The organism is Actinomadura sp. GTD37 (genome assembly GCF_041951365.1).
Classification (GTDB): Bacteria; Actinomycetota; Actinomycetes; order Streptosporangiales; family Streptosporangiaceae; genus Spirillospora.
Genome location: NZ_JBGNUS010000003.1, coordinates 225,542 through 246,951 on the forward strand (window position 1 = coordinate 225,542; position 21,410 = coordinate 246,951).

General features: G+C 73.7%; 16 protein-coding genes. 12 read left to right on the plus strand and 4 right to left on the minus strand.

Features of this window, described 5'->3' with window-relative positions:
* Window positions 1-16: 16 nt before the first annotated feature.
* The 3 genes from ACA511_RS19415 to ACA511_RS19425 all read right to left on the minus strand — a co-directional run bounded on the left by ACA511_RS19415 (window position 17) and on the right by ACA511_RS19425 (window position 2,725).
* Entirely contained in the window at window positions 17-910 is an 894-nt protein-coding gene (locus ACA511_RS19415) for a hypothetical protein (RefSeq protein ID WP_375025801.1), read from the minus strand.
* A gap of 62 nt (window positions 911-972) precedes the next feature.
* On the minus strand, window positions 973-1,989 hold the full coding sequence (locus tag ACA511_RS19420; protein WP_375025803.1) for a hypothetical protein: 1,017 nt from the start codon (window positions 1,987-1,989) through the stop codon (window positions 973-975).
* A gap of 25 nt (window positions 1,990-2,014) precedes the next feature.
* Window positions 2,015-2,725, minus strand: coding sequence for an enoyl-CoA hydratase (locus tag ACA511_RS19425; RefSeq protein WP_375025804.1), 711 nt, complete (start codon window positions 2,723-2,725; stop codon window positions 2,015-2,017).
* A gap of 319 nt (window positions 2,726-3,044) precedes the next feature.
* Between ACA511_RS19425 and ACA511_RS19430 the strand changes: the two genes are divergently transcribed.
* From ACA511_RS19430 to ACA511_RS19470, 9 genes are all read left to right on the plus strand, one after another.
* Window positions 3,045-4,235: an ABC transporter substrate-binding protein gene (locus tag ACA511_RS19430; RefSeq protein WP_375025805.1), complete on the plus strand. Its 1,191-nt coding sequence runs from the start codon at window positions 3,045-3,047 to the stop codon at window positions 4,233-4,235.
* A 7-nt stretch (window positions 4,236-4,242) separates the two neighbouring features.
* A complete protein-coding gene (locus tag ACA511_RS19435) occupies window positions 4,243-4,995 on the plus strand; it encodes an ABC transporter ATP-binding protein (RefSeq protein ID WP_375025806.1) in 753 nt (250 codons plus the stop codon).
* Window positions 4,992-7,712, plus strand: coding sequence for an ATP-binding cassette domain-containing protein (locus tag ACA511_RS19440; RefSeq protein ID WP_375025807.1), 2,721 nt, complete (start codon window positions 4,992-4,994; stop codon window positions 7,710-7,712). The genes ACA511_RS19435 and ACA511_RS19440 overlap by 4 nt, the downstream gene beginning before the upstream one ends.
* Complete coding sequence (locus ACA511_RS19445; protein ID WP_375025808.1) at window positions 7,709-8,725, plus strand: LLM class F420-dependent oxidoreductase; 1,017 nt, start codon at window positions 7,709-7,711, stop codon at window positions 8,723-8,725. Before ACA511_RS19440 ends, ACA511_RS19445 begins: the two co-directional genes overlap by 4 nt.
* Before the next feature lie 25 nt (window positions 8,726-8,750).
* The gene (locus ACA511_RS19450; RefSeq protein WP_375025809.1) at window positions 8,751-10,337 is read left to right on the plus strand and encodes a class I adenylate-forming enzyme family protein; all 1,587 of its coding nucleotides are present in this window, start codon (window positions 8,751-8,753) and stop codon (window positions 10,335-10,337) included.
* Complete coding sequence (locus ACA511_RS19455; protein ID WP_375025810.1) at window positions 10,334-11,395, plus strand: phosphotransferase family protein; 1,062 nt, start codon at window positions 10,334-10,336, stop codon at window positions 11,393-11,395. The genes ACA511_RS19450 and ACA511_RS19455 overlap by 4 nt, the downstream gene beginning before the upstream one ends.
* 129 nt (window positions 11,396-11,524) lie before the next feature.
* On the plus strand, window positions 11,525-13,855 hold the full coding sequence (locus tag ACA511_RS19460; protein WP_375026285.1) for a hydantoinase B/oxoprolinase family protein: 2,331 nt from the start codon (window positions 11,525-11,527) through the stop codon (window positions 13,853-13,855).
* A 34-nt stretch (window positions 13,856-13,889) separates the two neighbouring features.
* Window positions 13,890-15,998 (plus strand): hydantoinase/oxoprolinase family protein, encoded by a 2,109-nt coding sequence (locus tag ACA511_RS19465; RefSeq protein WP_375025811.1) that lies wholly within the window; start codon window positions 13,890-13,892, stop codon window positions 15,996-15,998.
* 127 nt (window positions 15,999-16,125) lie between these two features.
* Window positions 16,126-16,794 carry a TetR/AcrR family transcriptional regulator gene (locus tag ACA511_RS19470; RefSeq protein WP_375025812.1) on the plus strand — a complete coding sequence of 223 codons (669 nt, stop codon included), beginning with the start codon at window positions 16,126-16,128 and terminating at the stop codon, window positions 16,792-16,794.
* A 55-nt stretch (window positions 16,795-16,849) separates the two neighbouring features.
* On the opposite strand, the gene ACA511_RS19475 is transcribed toward ACA511_RS19470, so the two are convergent.
* Window positions 16,850-17,527: a PaaI family thioesterase gene (locus ACA511_RS19475; RefSeq protein WP_375025813.1), complete on the minus strand. Its 678-nt coding sequence runs from the start codon at window positions 17,525-17,527 to the stop codon at window positions 16,850-16,852.
* Window positions 17,528-17,694: 167 nt separating this feature from the next.
* Between ACA511_RS19475 and ACA511_RS19480 the strand changes: the two genes are divergently transcribed.
* The 3 genes from ACA511_RS19480 to ACA511_RS19490 all read left to right on the plus strand — a co-directional run bounded on the left by ACA511_RS19480 (window position 17,695) and on the right by ACA511_RS19490 (window position 21,354).
* Complete coding sequence (locus ACA511_RS19480; protein ID WP_375025814.1) at window positions 17,695-18,855, plus strand: CaiB/BaiF CoA transferase family protein; 1,161 nt, start codon at window positions 17,695-17,697, stop codon at window positions 18,853-18,855.
* 82 nt (window positions 18,856-18,937) lie between these two features.
* Window positions 18,938-20,512: an AMP-binding protein gene (locus ACA511_RS19485; RefSeq protein WP_375025815.1), complete on the plus strand. Its 1,575-nt coding sequence runs from the start codon at window positions 18,938-18,940 to the stop codon at window positions 20,510-20,512.
* A complete protein-coding gene (locus ACA511_RS19490; protein ID WP_375025816.1) occupies window positions 20,509-21,354 on the plus strand; it encodes an enoyl-CoA hydratase/isomerase family protein in 846 nt (281 codons plus the stop codon). The genes ACA511_RS19485 and ACA511_RS19490 overlap by 4 nt, the downstream gene beginning before the upstream one ends.
* The last annotated feature ends 56 nt before the right edge of the window (window positions 21,355-21,410 follow it).

Here is a 21,410-nt window from a genome sequence, read left to right on the forward strand (position 1 = left end):
TGCGCGAGGGGGACGGTCAGAACGGGTCGGGCAGTTCGTCGGCGGGCTCGGCCGCTGTCGCGGCGGTGGCCGAGTCCGGCGGCGCGACGCGCGTCCGACGTTCGACGAGGCCGAGGCCGGTGATGCCCGACCGGACGAAGACGAAGGGTGCGCAGCTCCATGACAGCCGGTCCGGGCCCGCCGGATCCGCGCTCGTGACGGTCAGCCGCTGATCGGGGTCCCGGATCTCGGCGGTGGCGCCGGCGGGGGACCGGCCGTCGCCCGTCCAGGAGACCGTCCGGCCGAGCCGCCCGGACTCCGCGCCGCGCACCGCGAAGCCTTGCAGCGCCACCGCGCGGATGCGGGTGTTGCGGACGAGCGCGGCGACCGGCCCGGAGGGGGCCGCGGACACGAAGAGCGCCGACCCGTCCTGGAAGACCGCGCGCGCCCGGCAGTCCGCGGGCCCGCCCGACCCGGCGGCCGACCAGGCGGACCCTTCGACGCGGTGGATCACGCTGCCCACGGCCACCGAGCCGGTGCCCCGGGCCAGGGCCACGCGTTCCGCCGACGGCGCTCCCGGAGCCAGCACCAGGGGCTGGGAGGCCGGCTCGAAGGCGATGTCGATGCCAACCGGCACGTACGGTCCCGCGGTGGTCTCGCGGTCGATCGGGCGGCCGGGTGCGGCGATCGGCCGCGCCTGCGCGGACAACCGCAGGTCGTACCGGCCGCCGGCGCGGCGGTCCAGCACGGCGAGCGCGGCCCGAAGGCCGCCGGACGCGGGATCTACCCAGTACGTCTGGCCGGACGCCAGGAAGACGACGGCCCGTTCCAGCGCGGGCCGCTCGTCGCCTGTCCAGGTCACGGCGACGACGGCGCCGGTGTCCGCGCACAGGAAGACGAGGTCGCGGCCAACCATGCTCGAATCGCTCACCCGGTCAGTATAACCATCCGATTGGTTGACTACAAAGCCCGGGGCGGCCCCGCGCCGCCCGGCTACCCGGTCATCGAGACCGGCCGGCCGTCGACCAGGCGGTCGAGGACCTCGATGATGCCCAGGCCGCGGCGCCCGTCGCCGAGTTCGAAGTCGTACGGGGAGTAGCCGATCCGGGTCACCCCCTCCGACGTTCCGTCCTCCGGCCGGTGGTGCCGCAGCGGCACGAACTGCTCGGGCGCGCGGGCGGTGGCGGTGAGCACCAGGTCCCCCAGCGGACTCCTGACCGGGCAGGACAGGCGGCGGCAGAAGCCGTCGTCGGTCCACTCCATCGTCACCTCGCCGAGCTCCGCCTCGTACGCCGACCCGTCCGAGGCGATCGCCGCGCGCAGGGTCATGCCCCCGTCCCGCTGGGCGACCTGGAGCCCCATGACGGCGAGCCCGTCGTCGAAGGAGGCGGAGATCCACCGGTAGTACAGCGGCCCGGCCCAATCGCGCGGCCCCCACGAGTGGTCGCGCAACCCGCCGCCCTTGATCCGGTACTCCCGGTCGCCTACACGGAGGCTGCCGTCCACGTGGACGAACTGCTCGTAGTGGCCCAGGGCCATGCTCTCCTCCAGCACGTTGGCCGGATCGTCCCCGTCCGTCCCGAAGGAGTCGCCGTTGCCGGTGACGGTCAGGTCGACGCGGACGTCCGCGACCGGCGCGCGGCGCAGGGCGGGGCCCGGGTCCGTGAGCGCCCGCGGGTCGGAGAAGACCGAGACGGAGTCCGCGAAGGTCAGCCGCTGCCTGCGGTGCGGCTCCTGGATCTCGATCTCGATCGGGCCCACGGCGAGCGCGTCCGCCCCGGTCGCGCCCACCCGCCTGAACGCCGCCAAGGTCTCGCCGTGGGGCAGGAAGATCAGCGCCGTCGCCTGCCCGGCCGGCCGGTTCGGCTGGACGGCGATGCGCAGCCAGCCGACGACCCCGGAGTCCGGCGAGGCGAAGTTGTAGTAGGTGGACTCGTTGTAAGCGGGTGTCTCGTCCGGCGCGTGCCGGTACTCGTGGACGGGGCCGATGGACTCGGCGAACATGGACATGGCGTCCCCTTTCGGTGCTCTCGCGTCACGCCCGGAGATCGGCCGGGGTGACGTGCGGCGCCTGGGCCTCGGCTTCGAGCGCCTCGCGCCCGGACGCGTCCCGCGCGACTCCGTACAGGTCGCGGACGCGGCGCGCCGCGTCCGGATCCGTCCGCGCGATCATGACGGCCAGCTCGACGGCGCGGCCGACGAGCCGATCATGGGCGACCAGCTCGTTGAGCAGCCCGATGCGCAGCGCCGTGGCGGCGTCGACGAACGACCCGGTGAGGGAGATCTGGCGCGCCCATGCCTGGCCCACGGCCTGCGGCAGCCGCGCCGTCATCCCCCAGGCGGGCGCGAAGCCCAGCCGGGCGTGGGTGTCGGCGAAGCGCGCCCGCTCGCTGCCGATCCGGAAGTCGCAGGCCAGCGCGAGTTCGAGGCCGCCGGTGACCGCCGCGCCGTTCACCGCCGCGATGACCGGGACGGGCGCCGCCCGCAGATACCGGATCGCGTCCAGCGGGAAGTCGGCCCCCTCCGCGATGGCGTCGAGGTCGACGCCGGAGCAGAAGGCCGGATCGGTTCCGGTGAGCACGACGGCACGGGTCGCGGGATCGTCGAACGCGGCGCGCAGCAGCGCGGCCAGCTCGGTCAGCAGGGCGGCCGACAGCGCGTTGTTCTTGGCCGGCCGGTCGAGCGTCAGCACGACCACGCCGGCGGCCGGGCGGTCCGCCGCCACCCCGGCGCCCCTGTCGTCCATCGCCCTCACCGCCGTGTCGGAGTCAGTCGATCCGGGTTGCCTATTCTCAACTGCTTGGTCGATTAAAGCAAGAAGTCGGCGGCGCCTTCGAGGCTGGCCCTGTCGCCGCCGGGGCCAGTTCGGCCAGGTTCTCTTGAGCTGGGCATTGACGCCTGCCTGCGGTGTTGCTAGCTTCCCCAGCCAACCGGTTAGTTGGTGATGCGGGATCGATCGCCACTCGGGGCGGGACGGGGATTGTGCGGCCGTCCCGCCATCGAGATCTTGTCCGACCGGTCAGTTGGGTCATGTCCCGACGGCGAGAGGAACGCCCGTGAGACGAATGCCCGTGATACGAACGACCACCCCAATCCTGGCCTGCGTGCTGATCGCGGGCCTCGCGACGGCCTGCGGAGACTCCGAATCCGGCGCCGCGTCGGCGGCGGACTCGCCGGTGACGATCATGGTGTCGGGCACCCTGTCGAGCCCGAACCTCTCGTACCCGCAGACCGCGACCGGCGCGCTGGCGGCGGCCCAGGCGATCAACAAGGCGGGCGGCATCGACGGCCACCCCATCAAGGTCGTCCAGTGCAACGACCAGCTCAACCCGTCCACCGCGCTCGCCTGCGTGCGGAAGGCGGCGCGGGAGAAGGTGGTCGCCATGGTGGGCGGCATCGACCTGTTCACCGCCCAGCTCTGGCCCACCCTCAAGACCGCGGGCATCCCCTGGGTCGGCATCGACGTCATCTCGGCCGACCAGGCCACCAACCCCATGTCGTACCCGATGACCGGCGGGACCGTGACCGGCTTCTACCAGGCCGGACGGCTCGCCGTGCAGAAGGGCGGCAAGCAGGTCGCCATCGTCAAGCACGAGAACCCGCAGGCCACCTTCGTGGCCGGCCTCATCGCCGCGGGCGTGACGTCCGCCGGGGGCACGGTCGCGGGCCAGATCGTCTCCAAGATCGGCAACTCGGACCCCGCGCCCGCCGCCGCCCAGGCCATCGGCAAGCGGCCCGACGCGATCGCCTGCGCCTGCAACGCCGGCGACGGCGCGCGCATCCTGAAGGCCGTCCGGCAGGCCGGGTTCTCCAAGGTGTTCACCGCCGGATACCCGACGCTGCTCGAGACCGACATCCAGAACCTCGGCCGGCTGGCGGACAACACCTACACGCCGAGCGACATCGCCGACCCCGGCGACCCCAAGGCGGCGATGTTCTTCACGCAGATGCGCGACTACGACCCGAAGGCCAGGCGGGACGGCATCTCGGCCGGCGCCTGGCTCGGCACCTACGCGATCGCCCAGGTGCTCAAGGGCCAGACGCCGCTCACCAGCGCCACGCTGATCCGCCGGCTCAACACGGTGCCGGCCATCGCCACCCACGGCCTCACCGGCGGATCGATCAGCTTCGCCAAGCCGGGCCCGCTGCCCCAGTACCCGCGGATCACCGACCCGTACGTGATCGACTACGTGGCCGCGGACGGCAAGCGCACCCCCGTGAGCACGTCCTTCGTCAGTGTCTACGGCGGGGAGTAGGGAGACGGTGGCGACTCTGCGGCACGCGCCCCCCGGCGACGGCGTCCCGCCGCCCGCCGGGGCCGTCCTCCAGACGACGGCGCTGGCGGTCGGCTACGGGGACCTCCGAGTCGTCGAGGGCGTCGACCTCGCCGTCCGCGAAGGGGAGATCACGGCCCTGCTCGGGTCCAACGGCTCGGGCAAGACGACGGTGCTGCGCACGGTCGTCGGCCTGCAGCGGCCCCTGGCCGGCGAGGTGCGGCTGTTCGGCGAGGTGACGCGGGCGGCGCTGCACGCCCGCGCCCGCGCGGGACTGGGCTACATCGCCGAGAACCGGTCGCTGATCCCGGCGCTCAGCGTCCGGGACAACCTCCGGCTGGCCAAGGTGGACGCCGCCGCCGTCGTGGCCCTCGCCCCGCAGCTGGAGCCCCTGCTGAGCCGCCGGGCGGGGCTGCTGTCCGGCGGTGAGCAGCAACTCCTGAGCGTCGGCCGGGCGCTCGCCCGCCGCCCGCGCGTCCTGGTCGTCGACGAGTTCTGCCAGGGGCTGGCGCCGCTGGCGGCGGAGGCGGTCTCGGCGCTGCTGCGCAAGGCCGCGGACGACGGGACGGCCGTCCTGCTCGTCGAGCAGGTGCTGCGGCGGGCGCTGGCCCTGTCCGACCGGTTCCTGGTCCTGCGCCAGGGCGCCGTCGCCCTGGCCGGCCGGTCGGCCGACCACCGGAACCGGACCGAGGAGATCGAGCGGCTGACGGTCGCCGCCGCAGGCGAGGCGAGGCCGCGATGAACGTCCTGCTCTACGCGATCATCGGCCTGGGCGGCGGAGCCGTCTACGGGCTGCTCGCCCAGGGGATCGTCGCCGTCTACCGCAGCTCCGGCGTGCTGAACTTCGCGCAGGGCGCCATCGCGATGGCCGCCGCGTACCTGTTCGTCGACCTGCGCACCGGGCTCGGCATCCCGGCGGCGGCGTCCGTCGCCATGGTCACGGTCCTCGCCGCGCTCTTCGGCGTGCTCTTCCACTTCCTCGTGATGACGCCGATGCGCCGGGCCTCGGCCCTGGCGCGCGTGGCGGCCACCCTCGGCCTGTTCATCACCCTCCAGTCGGCGGTCGCGCTGCACTACGGCACGGAGAGCCGGCTCGTGGACAGCTACCTGCCGAGCTTCGCCGTCCACCTGTGGAGCGGTGCGGCGGTCGGCGCGGACCGCCTCATCCTCCTGGCCATCGCCGTCGCGGTGACGGCCATCGCCTGGTACGCCTACCGGTTCACCCAGTTCGGACGGCTGACCGCGGGCGTGTGGCACGACCCCGACGCGGTCGGGGCGCTCGGCGGTTCGCCCCGCCTCGTCGCCGCCGCGAACTGGGGGGTCGGCGCCGGGCTGGCCGGGCTGTGCGGCTGCCTCATCGTCCCGCTGACCGGCCTGCAGACCGAGACGCTGCCCATGCTGGTGGTGCCGGCCGTCGCCGCGGCCATCGCCGGCGGGTTCTCCTCCTTCCCCCGCGCCCTGGCCGCCGGACTGGTGATCGGGGCCGCCGAGTCCGTCGTCAGCAACTACATCTCCACCCCCGGCTGGGCGCAGGCCGTTCCGTTCCTCGGCATCGCCGTCCTGTTCGTGGCGCGCGGCCGGAGCCTGCCGGTGCGCGCCGAGATCCAGGAGGCCCTGCCGAAGGTCGGCCGGGCCGCCTTCGGGCGTACCGGCGTCCTCGCGGCGGTGGCGGCGCTGTTCCTGGCCGCCCACCTGGGACCGGCCTCCTGGGTCGGCCCCATCACCACGACGGGCATGGTCGCCATCGTCGCGCTGTCGATCGTCCTGGTCACCGGGTACGCGGGGCAGCTGACCCTGGCGCCGTACGCGCTGAGCGGCATCGGCGCGCTGCTGGCGGCGAACGCCGCGCAGTCCTGGGGCTGGTCGCTCGTCCCGTGCCTGCTCGTCGGGGCGGTCACGGCCGTCCCTGCCGGGCTCCTGGTCGCCGTCCCCGCCCTGCGCACGCGCGGCGCGAGCCTGGCCGCCATCACCCTGGCCCTCGGTGTCGTCGTCAACGACGTCGCGTTCAACAACGTGGAGTGGACGGGCGGCTTCACCGGCCTGACGACCGGGCCGCTGACGGTCTTCGGCTGGTCGGTCGACACGGCGCTGCACCCCGTCCGGTACACCGACCTGGTCCTGGTGCTCCTCCTGCTCGCCGGGCTGCTCATGGTCCACATCCGCAAGGGGGCCTTCGGCCGCCAGCTCCTGGCCGTCCGGGGCAACGAGCGCGCCGCCGCCTCCATCGGCATCAGCGTCCGGTCGGCCAAGCTGGTCGCCTTCTCGCTCGCCGCGGCCATGGCCGGGCTCTACGGCGTCCTGGCCTCGTTCCAGACCGGAGTCGCGACCTTCTCCGGCTTCGGCGCGTTCACCTCCATCCTGCTGGTCGGCACCGTCGTGCTGGGCGGTGTCGGCTACGTCGGCGGCGCCGTCGTCGGCGGCGTCATGGCCACCGGCGGCATCGTGTCCACCTGGCTCGGCTTCAGCGGCATCACCGACTACCTGCCCCTGATCAGCGGGCTGGCCCTCATGCTGACCCTCGTCCTGCAGCCGAGCGGGATCGTCCCGGAGACGTTCACCGCCTGGCGGCGGATCGGCGCCCTGCTCGCCGGACGCTTCCCGGCGGCGGTGCGGCCGCTCCGGCGGCGCGCGGCCTCCGCCGGGGACGGAGCCGGGGACGCGGATCCGGTGGTCACCCGCGTACGGCCGCTCGAACTGCGGGTCGAGGATCTCGGCGTCCGGTTCGGCGAGGTCCGGGCCGTCGAGGACCTGTCGCTGACCGTGCGGCCCGGGGAGATCCTCGGGCTCATCGGCCCGAACGGCGCGGGCAAGACCACGGCGATCGACGCCATCACCGGCCTGGTCCCGGCGCGCGGCCGGGTGCTCCTCGGCGACGAGGTCATCTCGGGACGCCCGCCGCACCGCCGCGCCGGAAGCGGCCTCGCCCGGTCGTTCCAGGGCATCGAGCTGTTCGACGACCTGACGGTCGGCGAGAACGTCATGGTCGGGCACGAGGGCGGACGGCTGGGCGGCCTGCTCATGGACCTGGTCCGGCCGGCCCGCAGCGAGCTGTCGGCGACCGGCCGCGCGGCGGTGGGCCTGTTCGGGCTCGAACGGTGCTCCGCCGACATGCCGGGCGAGATCTCGTTCGGCCTGCGCCGCCTCGTCGGGATCGCCCGCGCCGTGTCCAGCGCCCCCTCGGTCCTGCTCCTCGACGAGCCGGCCGCGGGCCTCGGGCCGGCGGAGGTCCAGGAGCTCATCGTCCTGCTGCGGCGGCTCGCCCGCGAGTGGAACATGGCCATCGTCCTCGTCGAGCACCACATGGAGATGGTGCTGACGGTCTGCGACCGCGTCCAGGTGATGAACCTGGGCCGGACGCTGGCGGTCGGGACGCCCGAGGAGATCGAGCGGCACCCGGCCGTCCAGGCGGCCTACCTGGGCGGCGGCGAGCCGCGCACGCCGGGGGCGGTGCCGTCGTGACGGCGCGCCCCGCCGTGGGCATGACCGGGGCGGACGAGCGGCTCTCCCAGGTCGGCGGGCTGGTCGAGGAGTTCGCCGCGGCCGGCTACCGGGAGCTGTGGACGAGCGAGCTGACCGGTTCGGACGCCTTCGCGCCGCTGCTCGCGGCGTCGGCGGGCAGGCCGTGGCTGCGGCTCGGGACCGCCGTCGCCTCCGTCTTCACCCGCTCCCCGGGCCTGCTGGCGATGCAGTCGCTCAGCCTGGCCGAGGCCAGCGCCGAGCCGGTCTTCGTCGGCGTCGGCGCGTCGAGCGAGGCCGTCGTCGCCGGATGGCACGGCGTCCCGTTCCGCCGCCCGTACACGCGGGTCGCGGACACCGTGCGGTTCCTGCGCGAGGCGTTCGAGGGCGGCCGCGTCACCTTCCGTTCGGCCAGCTTCGACATCGACGGCTTCCGGCTGGCGCGGACGCCGCCGCACCGGCCCCGCGTCCTGGTCGCCGCGCTGCGGGAGAAGATGCTGCGGCTGGCCGGGACGGAGGCCGACGGCGTCGTCCTCAACTGGCTCAGCCCGGACGACGTCCGGAAGGTGGCGCCCTTCGTGCTGGACGGCGACCCGGACGCGGAGATCGTCGCCCGGCTGTTCGTCGTCGCGGCCGCGGACCGGCAGTCCGCGCGCGAGTACGCCCGCAGGCACATCGCCGGGTATCTCAACTCCGGCGTCTACGCGGCCTACCACGCGTGGCTCGGCCGCGGGGACGTCCTGGAGCCCATGGCGCGGGCCTGGCGGGCCGGCGACCGGCGGGGCGCCGTCGCCGCCGTGCCCGACTCACTGGTCGACGAGCTGTTCCTGACCGGAGACGAGGCGCAGGTCCGGGCGGGCCTCGCCGACTACGTCGGCGCGGGCGTCACACGTCCGGTGATCTCGGTCATCGGACCGGACCCGGGGCTGGCCCGCGCCGTCCTGCTGCGCCTCGGGCCGTCCGGGACCGTTGACCGGCAGCCGAGGTCAGCGCAGAATAACCAACTACGAGGTTGATAAAAGCGTGGGGGAGGACACCGGGATGAGCGCAGCGGAAAGGTCCGGCGCCGAGGGCGAGGCACTGCTGGAGGAGTCGATCGGAGACGTCCTGAAACGCCGGGCGCGGGTCGACGGCGACCGCCGGGCCGTGCTGTGGGAGGCGGGCGGGGCGCTGCGCCAGCTGACCTACGGGCAGCTGGAGGCGCGCGCCAACGCGGTGGCGCACGGGCTCCGCGATCTGGAGCCCGGCGACCGGGTCGCCGTCTGGGGCCGCAACAGCGTCGAGTGGGTGCTGCTGGAGTACGCCTGCGCCCTCCGCGGCCTGGTGCTGGCGCCCCTGAACACCGCGTGGACCAACGGCGAGGCGGCCGCGGCGATCGAGCTCGCCGAGCCGTCGGTGGTGTTCACCGGCGAGGACGGCCGGGGCGTCCCGCTGGAGGAGCGTGCCGGGCTGCTGGCCGGCGGCGCGGGCGTGCGCCCGCTGGCGGAGCTGTCCGGCCGGGCGGACGCGCCGCCCTCGGCGGTCTCCGTCCCGTCCGACGCGCCGTTCCTCATGCAGTTCACCTCGGGCACGACCGGCAGGGCCAAGGGCGCCCTCCTCAGCCACCGCGCCGTCCTCAACAGCGCCCACCTGCGTGAACGGCGCGACCTCGCCACCGGCGGGGTGTGCCTCAACAGCGTGCCCTACCACCACATCGGCGGGTCGCTCTACGTCGTCCTCGGCGCGCTCACCAGCGGCGGCGCCTTCGTCGTCGTCGACCGGTTCGACCCGGACCAGACCGTCCGCCTGGTGGCCCTCGCCGGGGTCACCCACCTCGGCGGAGTGCCCATCATGATCGAGCGCGTCCTGGACCGCCCCGGCCTCCGCGCCGCCGCGCGGACGGTCGAGACCGTCGCGCTGGGCGGCGCCGACATCAGCCCGCGGCTCGTCCGCCGCATCCTGGACGAGGTCGGCGCCACCGTGCTGACCACCTACGGCCAGTCCGAGTGCCCGATCATCACGTGCAGCACCCCGTCCGACGACCCCGAGACGCTGGCCACCACCGCCGGCAGGCCCGTCGAGGCGACCGAGGTCCGCATCGTCGACCAGGCCACCGGCGAAGCGGTCGCGCCGGGGGAGACCGGCGAGATCCTGGTGCGGTCGCCGATGGTGATGAAGGGCTATTTCCGCAGGCCGGAGCACACCGCTGAGGTCCTGCCCGGCGACGGGTTCCTGCGCACCGGCGACCTCGGCTCCATGGACGCGGGCGGCAACGTCGTGATCCGCGGCCGGAGCCGGGAGGTCATCATCCGCGGCGGGGAGAACATCTACCCGGCCGAGGTGGAGGCCGCGCTGTCCGAGCACCCCGAGGTGGCGGCCTGCGCGGTGGTGGGCGTCGCCGACCCGGACTGGGGCGAACTCGTCGGCGCGAGCGTCGTCCTGCGGGGCGACCCCGTCGACCCGAAGGAGTTCGAGACCTTCCTGTCGGAGCGGATCTCCCACTTCAAGATCCCCCGCGTGTGGCGCCTCGTCGACGAGCTGCCGATGACCGCGGCGGGAAAGTACCGCCGCGTCCAGGTCAAGGAGGAGATGAACGCCTCCCCGGACCTTCCGGACGCCCGCCGGGCGACCGGACGGGGCGCCTCTTGACGGCCGGCGTCCGCTCGCTCGCGGACGAGGTCCCGCCCGCGCTCGCCCGCTGGCTGGCGGACGCGCTCCCCGAAGCGGTTCCGCCGTTCGCGTTCACCCGCATCGCCGGCGGCTTCTCCATGCTCACCTGGCGGTTCGACGACCAGGCCGGGCACGGCTGGGTGCTGCGCCACGGCCCGCCCGGCACCCACCGGGGCAGAGCGCACGACACGGCCCGCGAGGCCCGCGCGATGGCGGCCCTCTGGGACACCCCGGTCCCCGTGCCGCGGCTGCGGGCCGTCGGCGCCGCCGGCGACCCGCTCGGACTGCCGTGCCACGTCACCGACTTCGTCCCCGGGCACGTCCTCGCGGACGCGGACGAGGCCGCCGCCCGCGTGACCCCGGAGGCGCTCGCGGCCGCCTCGCGGGACGTCGTCGCCGCGCTCGCCGCCCTGCACGCCGTCGACCCGGACGCCGTCGGCCTCGGCGACCTGGGCCCGCGCACCGGCTACGTGCGGCGGCAGTTCCGCCGCTGGAGCGGCGTGCTCGACGACCTGCCGTTCCGCGACGGCACGGGCGTCATCGAGCTGTTCCAGGCGACGCGCGACGAGCTGCTGCGCCGGATGCCGCCGGACCGCCCCGGCGGCGTCGTCCACGGGGACTACCGGCTCGGCAACGCGATCACCGGCGAGGACGGCACGATCCGCGCCGTCCTCGACTGGGAGCTGGTCGCCCTCGGCGACCCGCTGGCCGACGTCGGCATGATGGCGGCCTTCTGGGATCCGCCCGCCGACGCCATGCTCGGCATCCGGATGCCCACGGCCGCCCGCGGCGCGATCACCGTCGACGAGGCCCTCGACCACTACACGCGGCTGTCCGGGACCGACCTGGACGGCATCGCGTTCTACCGGGCGTTCGCGTGCTGGCGGCTGGCCGCGACGGGGCTGCGCAGCTGGACGCGGTACGAATCCGGCGCGATGGGCGAGGACTACGACACCTCCAAGTTCGTCACCGCCGCCGCCACCTGGCTGGAGCACGCGCGCAAGACGCTGAGCGGGACGACGCGGGGACGCGCATGACGGCCCTCACCGCCGACCTGGCCGAACCCGCCCCGTAGCGGCCGTGCGACGCCCCTCGGCGGCGGGCCGCGACGGCACCCGATACCAACCAACTATCCGGTCGAACTATCTCGCGGGAGCGTGAGCGCGATGGCCCTCGAAGTGCGGAGCCCGAACGACGAAGCCTACGACGACATCGTCTGGGACGGCCTGGTCCACAGCTACCGGCCGGCGGCGGACTGGAAGACCCGCGTGTCGCCCGAGCTCAGGTTCGCCGCGGACGTGGACGACGACATGGACCCGGTGACGTTCGAGGTGCTGCGCAACCGGCTCTGGAGCATCAACCTCGCGCACGGCGACACCCTCACGCGGATGTCCGGCTCGCCGGTGTTCCAGGGCCTCGACTTCAACATGTCGGTCCTCACCGAGGACGGCGAGATCGTGATGAGCGCGCCGTTCATCCAGTACCTCAACACCGGTTCGCCGCTCGTCGTCCGCTACCTGATGGAGAAGTTCAGCGGATCCCCCGGCATCCACGACGGCGACGTGTTCCTGGCCAGCGATCCGTGGATCGGCGCGTCCCACCAGATGGACGTGTGCATCGCCGCCCCGGTGTTCGTCGGCGGGGAGCTGTTCGCGTGGGTGTCCAACGCGGCGCAGCAGTACGACCTGGGCGGGATCGTGCCGGGCGGCTGGCCGCAGAACGCGCCGGACATCTTCAGCGACCCGATCGTCTTCCGGCCGTTCAAGCTCATCGAGCGCGGCGTCCTCCGCGACGACCTGGAGCAGATGTACCGGCGGCAGTCCCGGATGCCGGACATGGTCGCGCTGGACCTGCGGGCGCAGCTCGCCGGCTGCCGGTTCGCGGCCCGCCGGCTGAAGGAGACCTGCGAGGAGTTCGGCGCGGCGACGGTGAAGGCGGCCATGCGCCGGATCATGGACAACGCGCAGGCCGCGTTCGCCCGCAAGCTGGAGCGCATCCCGGACTGCACGCTGAGCGAGGTGCTCTACTTCGACGAGAAGCTGCCCGGCGACCGGACGACGCACCGGGTGCAGTTCAACGTCACCAAGCGCGGCTCCCGGCTGATCGTCGACAACGAGGGGACCGAGGAGCAGAGCGAGGGCCCCAACGGGTTCACGTTCATGAACTTCATGGGGATCGTCCTCGGCGTCTCCGGGCTGACCCTGCTGCACGAGCACACCTTCTCGATCGGCGGCGCCGACCGGCAGATCGACTTCCGGCCGCTGCCCGGCACGCTGACCTGCTGCGACTACCCGGCGGCGGTCAGCGGCGGCGTCCTCAACATCATCAGCGCCTTCGAACGCCTGCAGAACCTCTTCGCCCGGATCATGGCGTGCGACCCCGAGGTGAAGCAGGACCTGGTGGTCTCCGGGCCGGACCATCCGCTGCTCGTCCTCGCCGGCATGGACGACCGCGGGAACTACTTCGGCACCGCGATGCTGGAGGGCGCCGGCGCGGGCGGCGGCGCACGCGCCCACGCGGACGGGGTGGACTCCGCGGGCCTGTCGATCGACCCCCTGATCAGGATGCCCAACGTGGAGGAGACCGAGCAGTTCTACCCCCTGCTCATCCTCTACCGGAAGGAGGCCCGCGACAGCGGCGGCGCGGGCCGGTGGCGCGGGGGAGCCGGCATGGAGGTCGCGTTCACCCCCTACCGCGCGCTCGGCATCGAGGCGATCACCAACGCGGGCGGCCAGGGCATCTCCACCAACCAGGGGATGGGCCTGTTCGGCGGCTACCCCTCGCCGACCGCCCACTACCAGGTGTTCACCGGCACGGACGTCGCAGCCCGGTGGCAGGACGGCCGCATGCCGCGCGGCGTCGCGGAACTGTCCCGCGCCGAGCACCTGCGGCTGCGCGCCAAGTCCAACGGGACGCCCCTGACCTCGGGGGACGTCCTGATGCTGGTGGTGTGCGGCGGCGGCGGATACGGCGACCCCGTCGAGCGGGAACCGGCCCTCGTGGCCCGCGACGTCGTCGGCGACTACGTGTCCCGGGCGGCGGCGCTGGACGTGTACGGCGTCGCCGTCCGCGACGACGGGACCGTCGACGAGGCCGCCACGGCCGCGCGGCGGGCGGAGATCGAGGCCGAGCGGCGGACCTGGCCGCGCGCCGCCGACCGCTTCGGCCCGTGGCCCGAGCCGCCGTCCGCCCCCGCGACCGGCGAGCCGCCCCGCGAGGTCCACGAATACGTCACCGCGAGGGACGACGGCGGGCGCCGGGTCCTCGCCTGCTCCCGCTGCGAGACCGTCCTCGCCGGCTACCGCGGCGACTACAAGGCCGGCCTGTGCATCAGCGAGACCAGCGTCGAGATCATCCCGCGCGGCGGCGACCCCCGCGACTTCCTGGACGAGGACATGGTGCTGCGCCGCTACTGCTGCCCCGGCTGCCGGACGCTCATGACCTGCGAGGTCGCCCGCCGCTCCGAGCCCGCCCTAGAGGAGATCCGGTTCCTGTGAAGCACCTCCGCCCCTGCGACGAACGGCACGGTCAATGAGCACTTACACGATCGGGATCGACATCGGCGGCACGTTCACCGACTGCGTGGCCGTGGACGGCGACGGCGGCATCGCCATCGGCAAGGTCGCCTCCACCCCGCCGGACTTCCACCGCGGCTTCGTCGCCTCGATCGAGGCGGTCGCCGAGCGCCTCGGCGTCACCCGCGCGGAGCTGCTGTCCCAAGCGCAGGACATCCTGCACGGCTGCACCGTCGGCACGAACGCGCTCGTGGAGAAGCGGGTCGCGAAGGTCGCCCTGCTGACCACCGCCGGGCACCGGGACACCACCTACACCATGCAGGCCGGGCACCGGCTCGTCGGATCGGACCCCCGCGAGATCGCGCACCTCGCCGGGCACATGAAGCCGGAGCCGCTCGTCCCGAAGTCGCTCGTCGCCGAGATCGACGAGCGGATCGCCTCCGACGGCGAGGTCGTCGTGGAGCTGGACGAGGACCGCGCGCGGGAGACCGTCCGCGGGCTGGCCGCCGACGGAGTGGAGGCGTTCGCCGTCTCCCTGCTCTGGTCGACGGCGAACAACGTCCACGAACGGGCCCTCGCGCGGATCGTCGCCGAGGAGGCGCCCGCGGCCTTCGTCTCGGTCGGGTCGGACGTCGTGGCCCGGGTCGGGGAGTACCAGCGCACGGTCGCGACGCTGATCAACGCCATGATCGGCCCGGTCACCAGCGGCTACCTCGCGCGCCTGGAGGAGGAGCTGCGCGCGCTGGGGTTCGCGGGCGCGCTGTCGGTCATGACCTGCACCGGCGGCCTGATCGACGTCGCCCACGCCCGCCGGATGCCGCTGCTGACCATCGGATCGGGCCCCGTCGCCGGGCTGATCGGCGCGGGCCGGCTCGCGCGCGCCGTGGCGCCCGGCGCGGGGACGGCCGTCAACGTGCTGACCGGCGACGTCGGCGGCACGACGTTCGACGTCGGGGTGATCCGGCGCGGCGAGCCGGTGACCAGGTCCACCACCCGGTACGGGCAGTACGAGTACTTCGTGCCGACGCTCGACGTCCGCTCGGTGGGCGCGGGCGGCGGGTCCATCGTCGCCTACGACCAGGACACGCGCAGCCTCCGCGTCGGCCCGCGCAGCGCCGGCGCGGTCCCCGGCCCGGCCGCCTACGGGCGCGGCGGGACCCAGGCGACCGTGACCGACGCCGACCTGCTGCTCGGCTACCTGAACCCCGACTTCTTCCTCGGGGGCGCGCTCGACCTGGACGTGGGCGCGGCCCGGGAGGCGCTCGAACGCGCCGGCCGGCCGCTCGGCTTCACCGCGGTCGAGACGGCCGCCGCCGCGGCGCGCATCGTCGACGACCAGATGGCGGACGCCATCCGCCTGTCCAGCATCCACCAGGGCTACGACCCGCGCGCCTGCGTCATGTACGCCTACGGCGGCGCCGGGGCCGTCCACTGCCCGATGGTGGCGCGCAAGCTCGGCATCAGGACCGTGGTCATGCCGCTCGGCGACCTGGCCGCGGGCTGGTCCGCCTTCGGCGTGGCGTCCGCGGACGCCATGATCGTGCAGGACATGCCGCTGCTGACCCCGTCGCCGTTCGACCCGGAGGCGCTCAACACGGCGTGGAAGCACCTGGAGGACAAGGTCCGCTCGGCGCTCCCGGAGTCGCCGCCGGACACCGGCGTCGTGCTGGAGCGCTTCGTGGAGATGCGCTACCGGTTGCAGGTCAACGAGCTGCGGATCCCCGCTCCGCCGGGCGTCTACGGCGACGCGGAGGTCCGCGGGCTCATCGCGGCGTTCGAGCGCGAGTACGAACTGCTCTACGGGCAGGGCAGCGGGTACCCGCAGGCCGGATTCATGATCACGGCGATCCGGGTGAGCGCCCGCGCCCGGGTGAGCGCGGACCGGCTCGCGGCCGCGGGCGCGGGCGAGCCCTACGACGCCGAGCCCTCGGGCGGACGCGACGTGGTCTGGTACGAACTCGGCGCCGCTCCGCGGCCGACCCCCGTCCACGACGGCGGGCTGCTGCGGCCGGGGGCCCGGGTGACCGGTCCGGCGATCGTGGAGTTCGTCGACACCACGCTCGTCCTGCGGCCGGGCCAGTCGGCCGCCGTCGACCCGTGGAGCAGCGTCGTCATAGCCGCCTGAGCCGATGCCCCGCCGGTGTAAGATATCGACCAGTCGGTTGGCAAGGGTGCCCCTTCCCGCCGGCTTCACCAGCAGTCAGCGAGAGGCCCCGGCGCGCAGCGGCCGGGGGCTCGCCAGGAGGACTCCCTTGCCACGACCGTCCCGCCGTTCGGAAGTGTGCGCCACCGCGGCGCGGCTCTTCCGCGAGTACGGCTACGGCTCAGCCACGATGGACCTGATCGCCGACGAGGTCGGGCTCAACAAGGGGACGCTGTACCACTACTACCCGGCCAAGAGCGCGATCCTCTACGAGCTGCTGTCCAAGCAGGTCGACGCGACGCTCGACTTCCTCGACCTGGTCCCGGCCGAGGGCACGATCACCGAGCGGACCCGCGAGCTGGTGCGCCTCCAGGTCGACCACGTGTCCAGCAAGCACGACGAGGTCGTGGTGTTCTTCCAGGAACTGCCCTGGGTGGAGAAGCACCTGCCGCCCGAGCAGGCGGCCGACCTGCGGCGCCGCGTCCGCCGGTACGAGCACTTCACCAAGCAGCTGCTGACCGCCGGGGTGCGGTCCGGGGAGTTCCGCCCCGTGGACGTCGCCATGATCATGTCGTCGGTGGTCGGCATCCTGGCCTACGTGCCGGTCTGGTTCCGCGCCTCGACCGGAAAGGCCCAGCTCACGCTGGTCCAGGAGCTGACCGATTTCGTGATGAACGGCATCATCGCGGTGCCGTCCGCCGAGCCGGCGCCGCCTGCGCCGCGGAAGCCGGCGCGCCGCTCGGGCGCCGTCACCGGCGGGCGCGGCGGCCGGTCGTGAGCGCGCCCGCCCGCTGACGGCCCCGGCGCGGGCGGCCCGTCAGGACGGCGGCCCGTCAGGACGGCGGCGGCGCCCCGGCCCCGGCGGGCGACATCTGCTCGGGGCGCAGGGTGAGGAACAGCGCCGTCGCGTCGGCGCACAGCCGGTCGCCGTGCCGCAGCGTGCCGGTGAGGGTCAGTTTCCGCCCGTCGACGTCCGCGATGCTCGCCTCGACGGCGAGGGGCTCGCCGAGCGGGGTCACGCTGCGGTAGTTGACCGACAGGTTCGCCGTCCGGGCCGGCGGGATGTCCCCGACGCTGACGAGGCGGCCGAACAGGTCGTCGAACAGCAGCGCGATGGCGCCGCCGTGCGCCGCGGAGTTGTTGCCGGAGTGGAACCGTCCGAACACCGTCTCCCCGGTCAGGGCGCGCTCGGTGACGGCGGTCAGGCGGATCGGGGGGCTGAAGGTCTGCCCCCGGTGGGGCTCCGGCAGGAATCGTCCGAACAGCTGGTCGTCGTCGCCGACCTCGTGCCGCGCCAGTACCGCCCGCGCCTGCTCCACCAGCGAGCGCACCCGCGCCACGGCCTGCGGGGACGGCGCGGCGGCGGCGAAGGCGTCCTGGAGGCCGGCCATCTCCTCCACCAGGTCGGCCCAGCCCGGGGCGGCGTTTCGTGCCGCGCGTGCGCTCCATTCCGTCCAGTAGCCGTTCAACGGGATCGCGACGTGCGGCTGCGGTCTGTCGCTCTCGGTCATTCGCACCTCCTGTCCGGCGCCGCCCGGATGAGCGGCGACCGGCTCCGGTAAGCCAACCATAAGGTTGACGAAAACCGGGAGCGGCCGGATCGCGAGTGTTGCCATCGGTCCAGGAGTCTTGCTTTAATCAACCCAATGGTTGGTTAGTTAAGGTGGAGTGTGTGCCGATGACAGCCCAGGCCACGGGGCCGCTGGCAGGCGTCCGGGTGCTCGAGATCCAGGCGATGGGGCCGGGCCCGTTCTGCGCGATGATGCTGAGCGACTTCGGCGCCGACGTGATCCGCGTCGACCGCGTCGGCGCGGACGACGGGAACGACGGGGACGGCGCTCAGCCGCCCGCCGACGTCCTCTCCCGCGGCCGCCGCTCGGTGGCGGTCGACCTGAAGCGGCCCGGCGGGGCCGAGCTGGTCCTGCGCATGGTGGAGCGGGCCGACGTGCTGGTCGAGGGCTACCGGCCCGGCGTCATGGAGCGCCTCGGCCTCGGGCCGGACGTCTGCCTGGCGCGGAACCCGCGGCTCGTCTACGGCCGGGTGACCGGCTGGGGCCAGGACGGTCCATGGGCGGCGCATGCCGGCCATGACATCAACTACATCTCCCTGGCCGGGGTGCTGTGGCCGATCGGCCGCGCGGGCGACGCGCCCGTCCCGCCGCTGAACTACGTCGGCGACTTCGGCGGCGGCGGCATGCTGCTGGCGGCCGGCGTCTGCGCGGCGCTCGCCGAGCGCGCGTCGTCCGGCCGCGGGCAGGTGATCGACGCCGCCATGGTCGACGGGGCGGCGCTGCTGAACAGCTTCATGTACGGCATGCGCGCCATGGGCCAGTGGGGTGCGGAGCGGGGCCGGAACCTGCTCGACACCGGGGCGCCGTTCTACGAGACGTACGAGACCGCGGACGGCGCGTGGGTGTCGGTCGGATCGATCGAGCCGAAGTTCTTCCGCAACCTGGTGACGCGCCTCGGCCTGGACATCGACCTGGAGACCCAGAACGACGAGGCGTCCTGGCCGGCACTCCGGGAGAAGCTCGCCGCCGTCTTCCGCACCCGCACCCGCGCGGAGTGGACCGACCTGCTCGCCGGCGCCGACGCCTGCTTCGCCCCGGTGCTGTCGCCCTGGGAGGCGCCCGAGCACCCGCACAACGCGGAACGCGGCACCTTCGTCGAGAGTTTCGGGGTCGTCCAGCCCGGCCCGGCCCCGCGCTTCGGGCGGACGCCGGCCGCGATCGGCGGGCCGCCTCCGAGGTCCGGGCAGCACACCGACGAGATCCTCGGCGACCTCGGCATCGACGCCGCCGAGATCGTCCGGCTGAGGTCGGCGGGCGACATCGCCTGAACGCCGCCTCCGAGCCCCGCTCACCGGCGATGGCGGTGACCGGCCCGACGACCCGAACGAGAACGCTGAGCGAGGAGTGAGCATGGCGCCCCATCAGGCACGCACCGTCGCGGCCGGCGCGACGGTGGACGAGGTCTTCCGCGAGCGCCTCGCCGCCGAACCGGACGCGGAGTTCGTCAAGTGCGGCTCCGAGTGGCTCACGTTCGCCCAGCTCGACGACCGTTCCGACCGCCTCGCGGCCGGATTGGCGTCCCTGGGCGTGGGGCGGGGCGCGATGGTCGCCACACTCCTGCCGAACCGGATCGAGACGGTCGAGATCCTGCTGGCGGTCGCGAAGCTGGGGGCGGTGCAGGCCCCGCTGAACTACTGGCTCAAGGGCGAGTTCCTCGAATACCAGCTCGGCGACTGCGGTGCGCGCGTGCTCATCGCGGACGGTCCCGGATACGCGGCGGCCAAGGATCTCCTGGCGAGCACCGCGATCGTCCACAGCGTCGCGGTGGACGACCCGCCCCCCGCCTCCGCGATCCCCTACGCGGACCTGCTGGGCGAGCGGCGCTCGTTCGAGCCCGTCTCCGCGCCGGGCGACCTCCTGTCGATCATGTACACGTCCGGGACGACGGCGGCCGCCAAGGGGTGCATGCTGTCCACCGGCTACTACGTGTCGGTCGGCCGCGCCTACGGCGTCCGCGAGTGGTGCGTCCCGGAGGACCGGATGTACACCGGCTTCCCGATGTTCCACACCAGCGGGCAGATGGTCGCCTTCATGACGGCCCTGGTGAACGGCGCGTCGATCAGTATCGCGCCGGAGTTCCACGCCTCGACGTTCGTCGCCGACGCCGCCGCCGACGGCGCGACCACGCTCGTGGGCGTCGGGGTGATGGGGAACCTGCTGCTGGCGCAGCCGCCGAGCGCGGCGGACGGCGCCCACCCCTTCCGGCTGGCCGTCTGGGTGCCGATGGGGGAGGACGAGCAGCGCCGATTCGAGGAGCGGTTCGCCACTCCGGTCATCTCCGAGGGCTACGGGCAGACCGAGTGCGTGCCCATCACCGTCAGCGCGCCCGACGGGGTGCGGGCCCGCGGGACGTCCGGTCTCGTCTCGCCCCTGCTTGAGGTCGCGATCGTGGACGGCGCCGACAACGAAGTGCCGCTCGGTGAGGCGGGCGAGATCGTCGTCCGGCCCAAGGCGCCGAACGCGATGTACAGCGGATACTGGGGGAAGCCCGACATCACGCTGGCCGCGTGGAGCAACCTGTGGCACCACACCGGCGACTTCGGGCGGCTGGACGCCGACGGCTTCGTCACGTTCGTCGACCGAAAGAAGGACATGCTGCGGAGGCGCGGCGAGAACGTCTCCGCCCTGGCTTTGGAGAACGTCATCCGGACGCACCCGGCGGTCGCCGACGTCGCCGTGTCCCCCGTCCCGGGCCCGTTCGGCGACGACGACATCAAGGCGAGCATCGTGCTCGCGGACGGGGCGGCCCTGGAACCCGGGGAGTTCCGCGAGTTCATGGAGGACAAGGTCGCCTACTTCGCGATCCCCCGCTTCGTGGACGTCCGCGATCACCTTCCCGTCAACGCGCTGAGCCGCGTCATGAAGCACGTCCTGCGCGACGAGGGCGTCACCGAGGCGATGTGGGACCTTGAGGAGAGCGCATGAGCGAAGGCACCGGGCCGGACGTCCTCACCGAGCGCCACGGAGGCGTGCTCCTGCTGCGCCTCAACCGGCCGCACCGGCACAACGCCATCGGCGGCACGATGCTGCGCGACCTCCTGGCCGCGTTCGACGAGGCGGCCGCCGACGACACCGTCCACGTCGTCGTCACCACGGGCGCGGGCGCCTCGTTCTCGGCCGGCGCGGACGCCGCCGACCTGGGCAGCGGGACGCGCCCGCCGGCCCGCGAACTGCTCACCGGCGACGCGGTCGGCGGCGAGAAGGGCCTGCCGCCGCTGTCCCCGCACGGCCGGAGCCTGGACGACCTCGGCAACGCCGGACGCTGGACGCTGCGGATGTGGGAGCTGGAGAAACCGGCGATCGCCGCGGTCAACGGGTCCGCCGTGGGCGGCGGTTTCGGCATCGCGCTGCTGCACGACATCCTGATCGCCGGGGAGTCCGCCCGGCTGGGCGCCGGGTTCGCGCCGCTCGGCCTCACCGCCGAACTCGGCATCAGCCACCTGCTGCCCCGCATGGTCGGCGCGGTGGCGGCGGCGGACCTCCTCTTCACCGGCCGCCTGGTCGGGGCGCTTGAGGCGAAGGGGCTCGGGCTCGTCTCCGAGGCCGTCCCCGACGACCGGCTCCTCGATCGCGCGATGGAACTCGCGCAGCGGATCTCCTCGATGCCCCCGCTCGGCGTCCAGTCGAGCAAGCGGCTGCTGCGCCGGTCCGTGCGCGGCGACCTGGTCGATCAGCTGCGCGCCGAGCACGCCGCCCAGGCGACGCTCTTCGACCACCCGGAAACCCAGGCCGCCCTGGACCGCCTCGCCGCCCGGGTGAAGCGGTAGCCCGCGCGGCGGGGCACCCCATCAGGCTTCCGTGCCCGCAGAGTACGAAGCGGCCC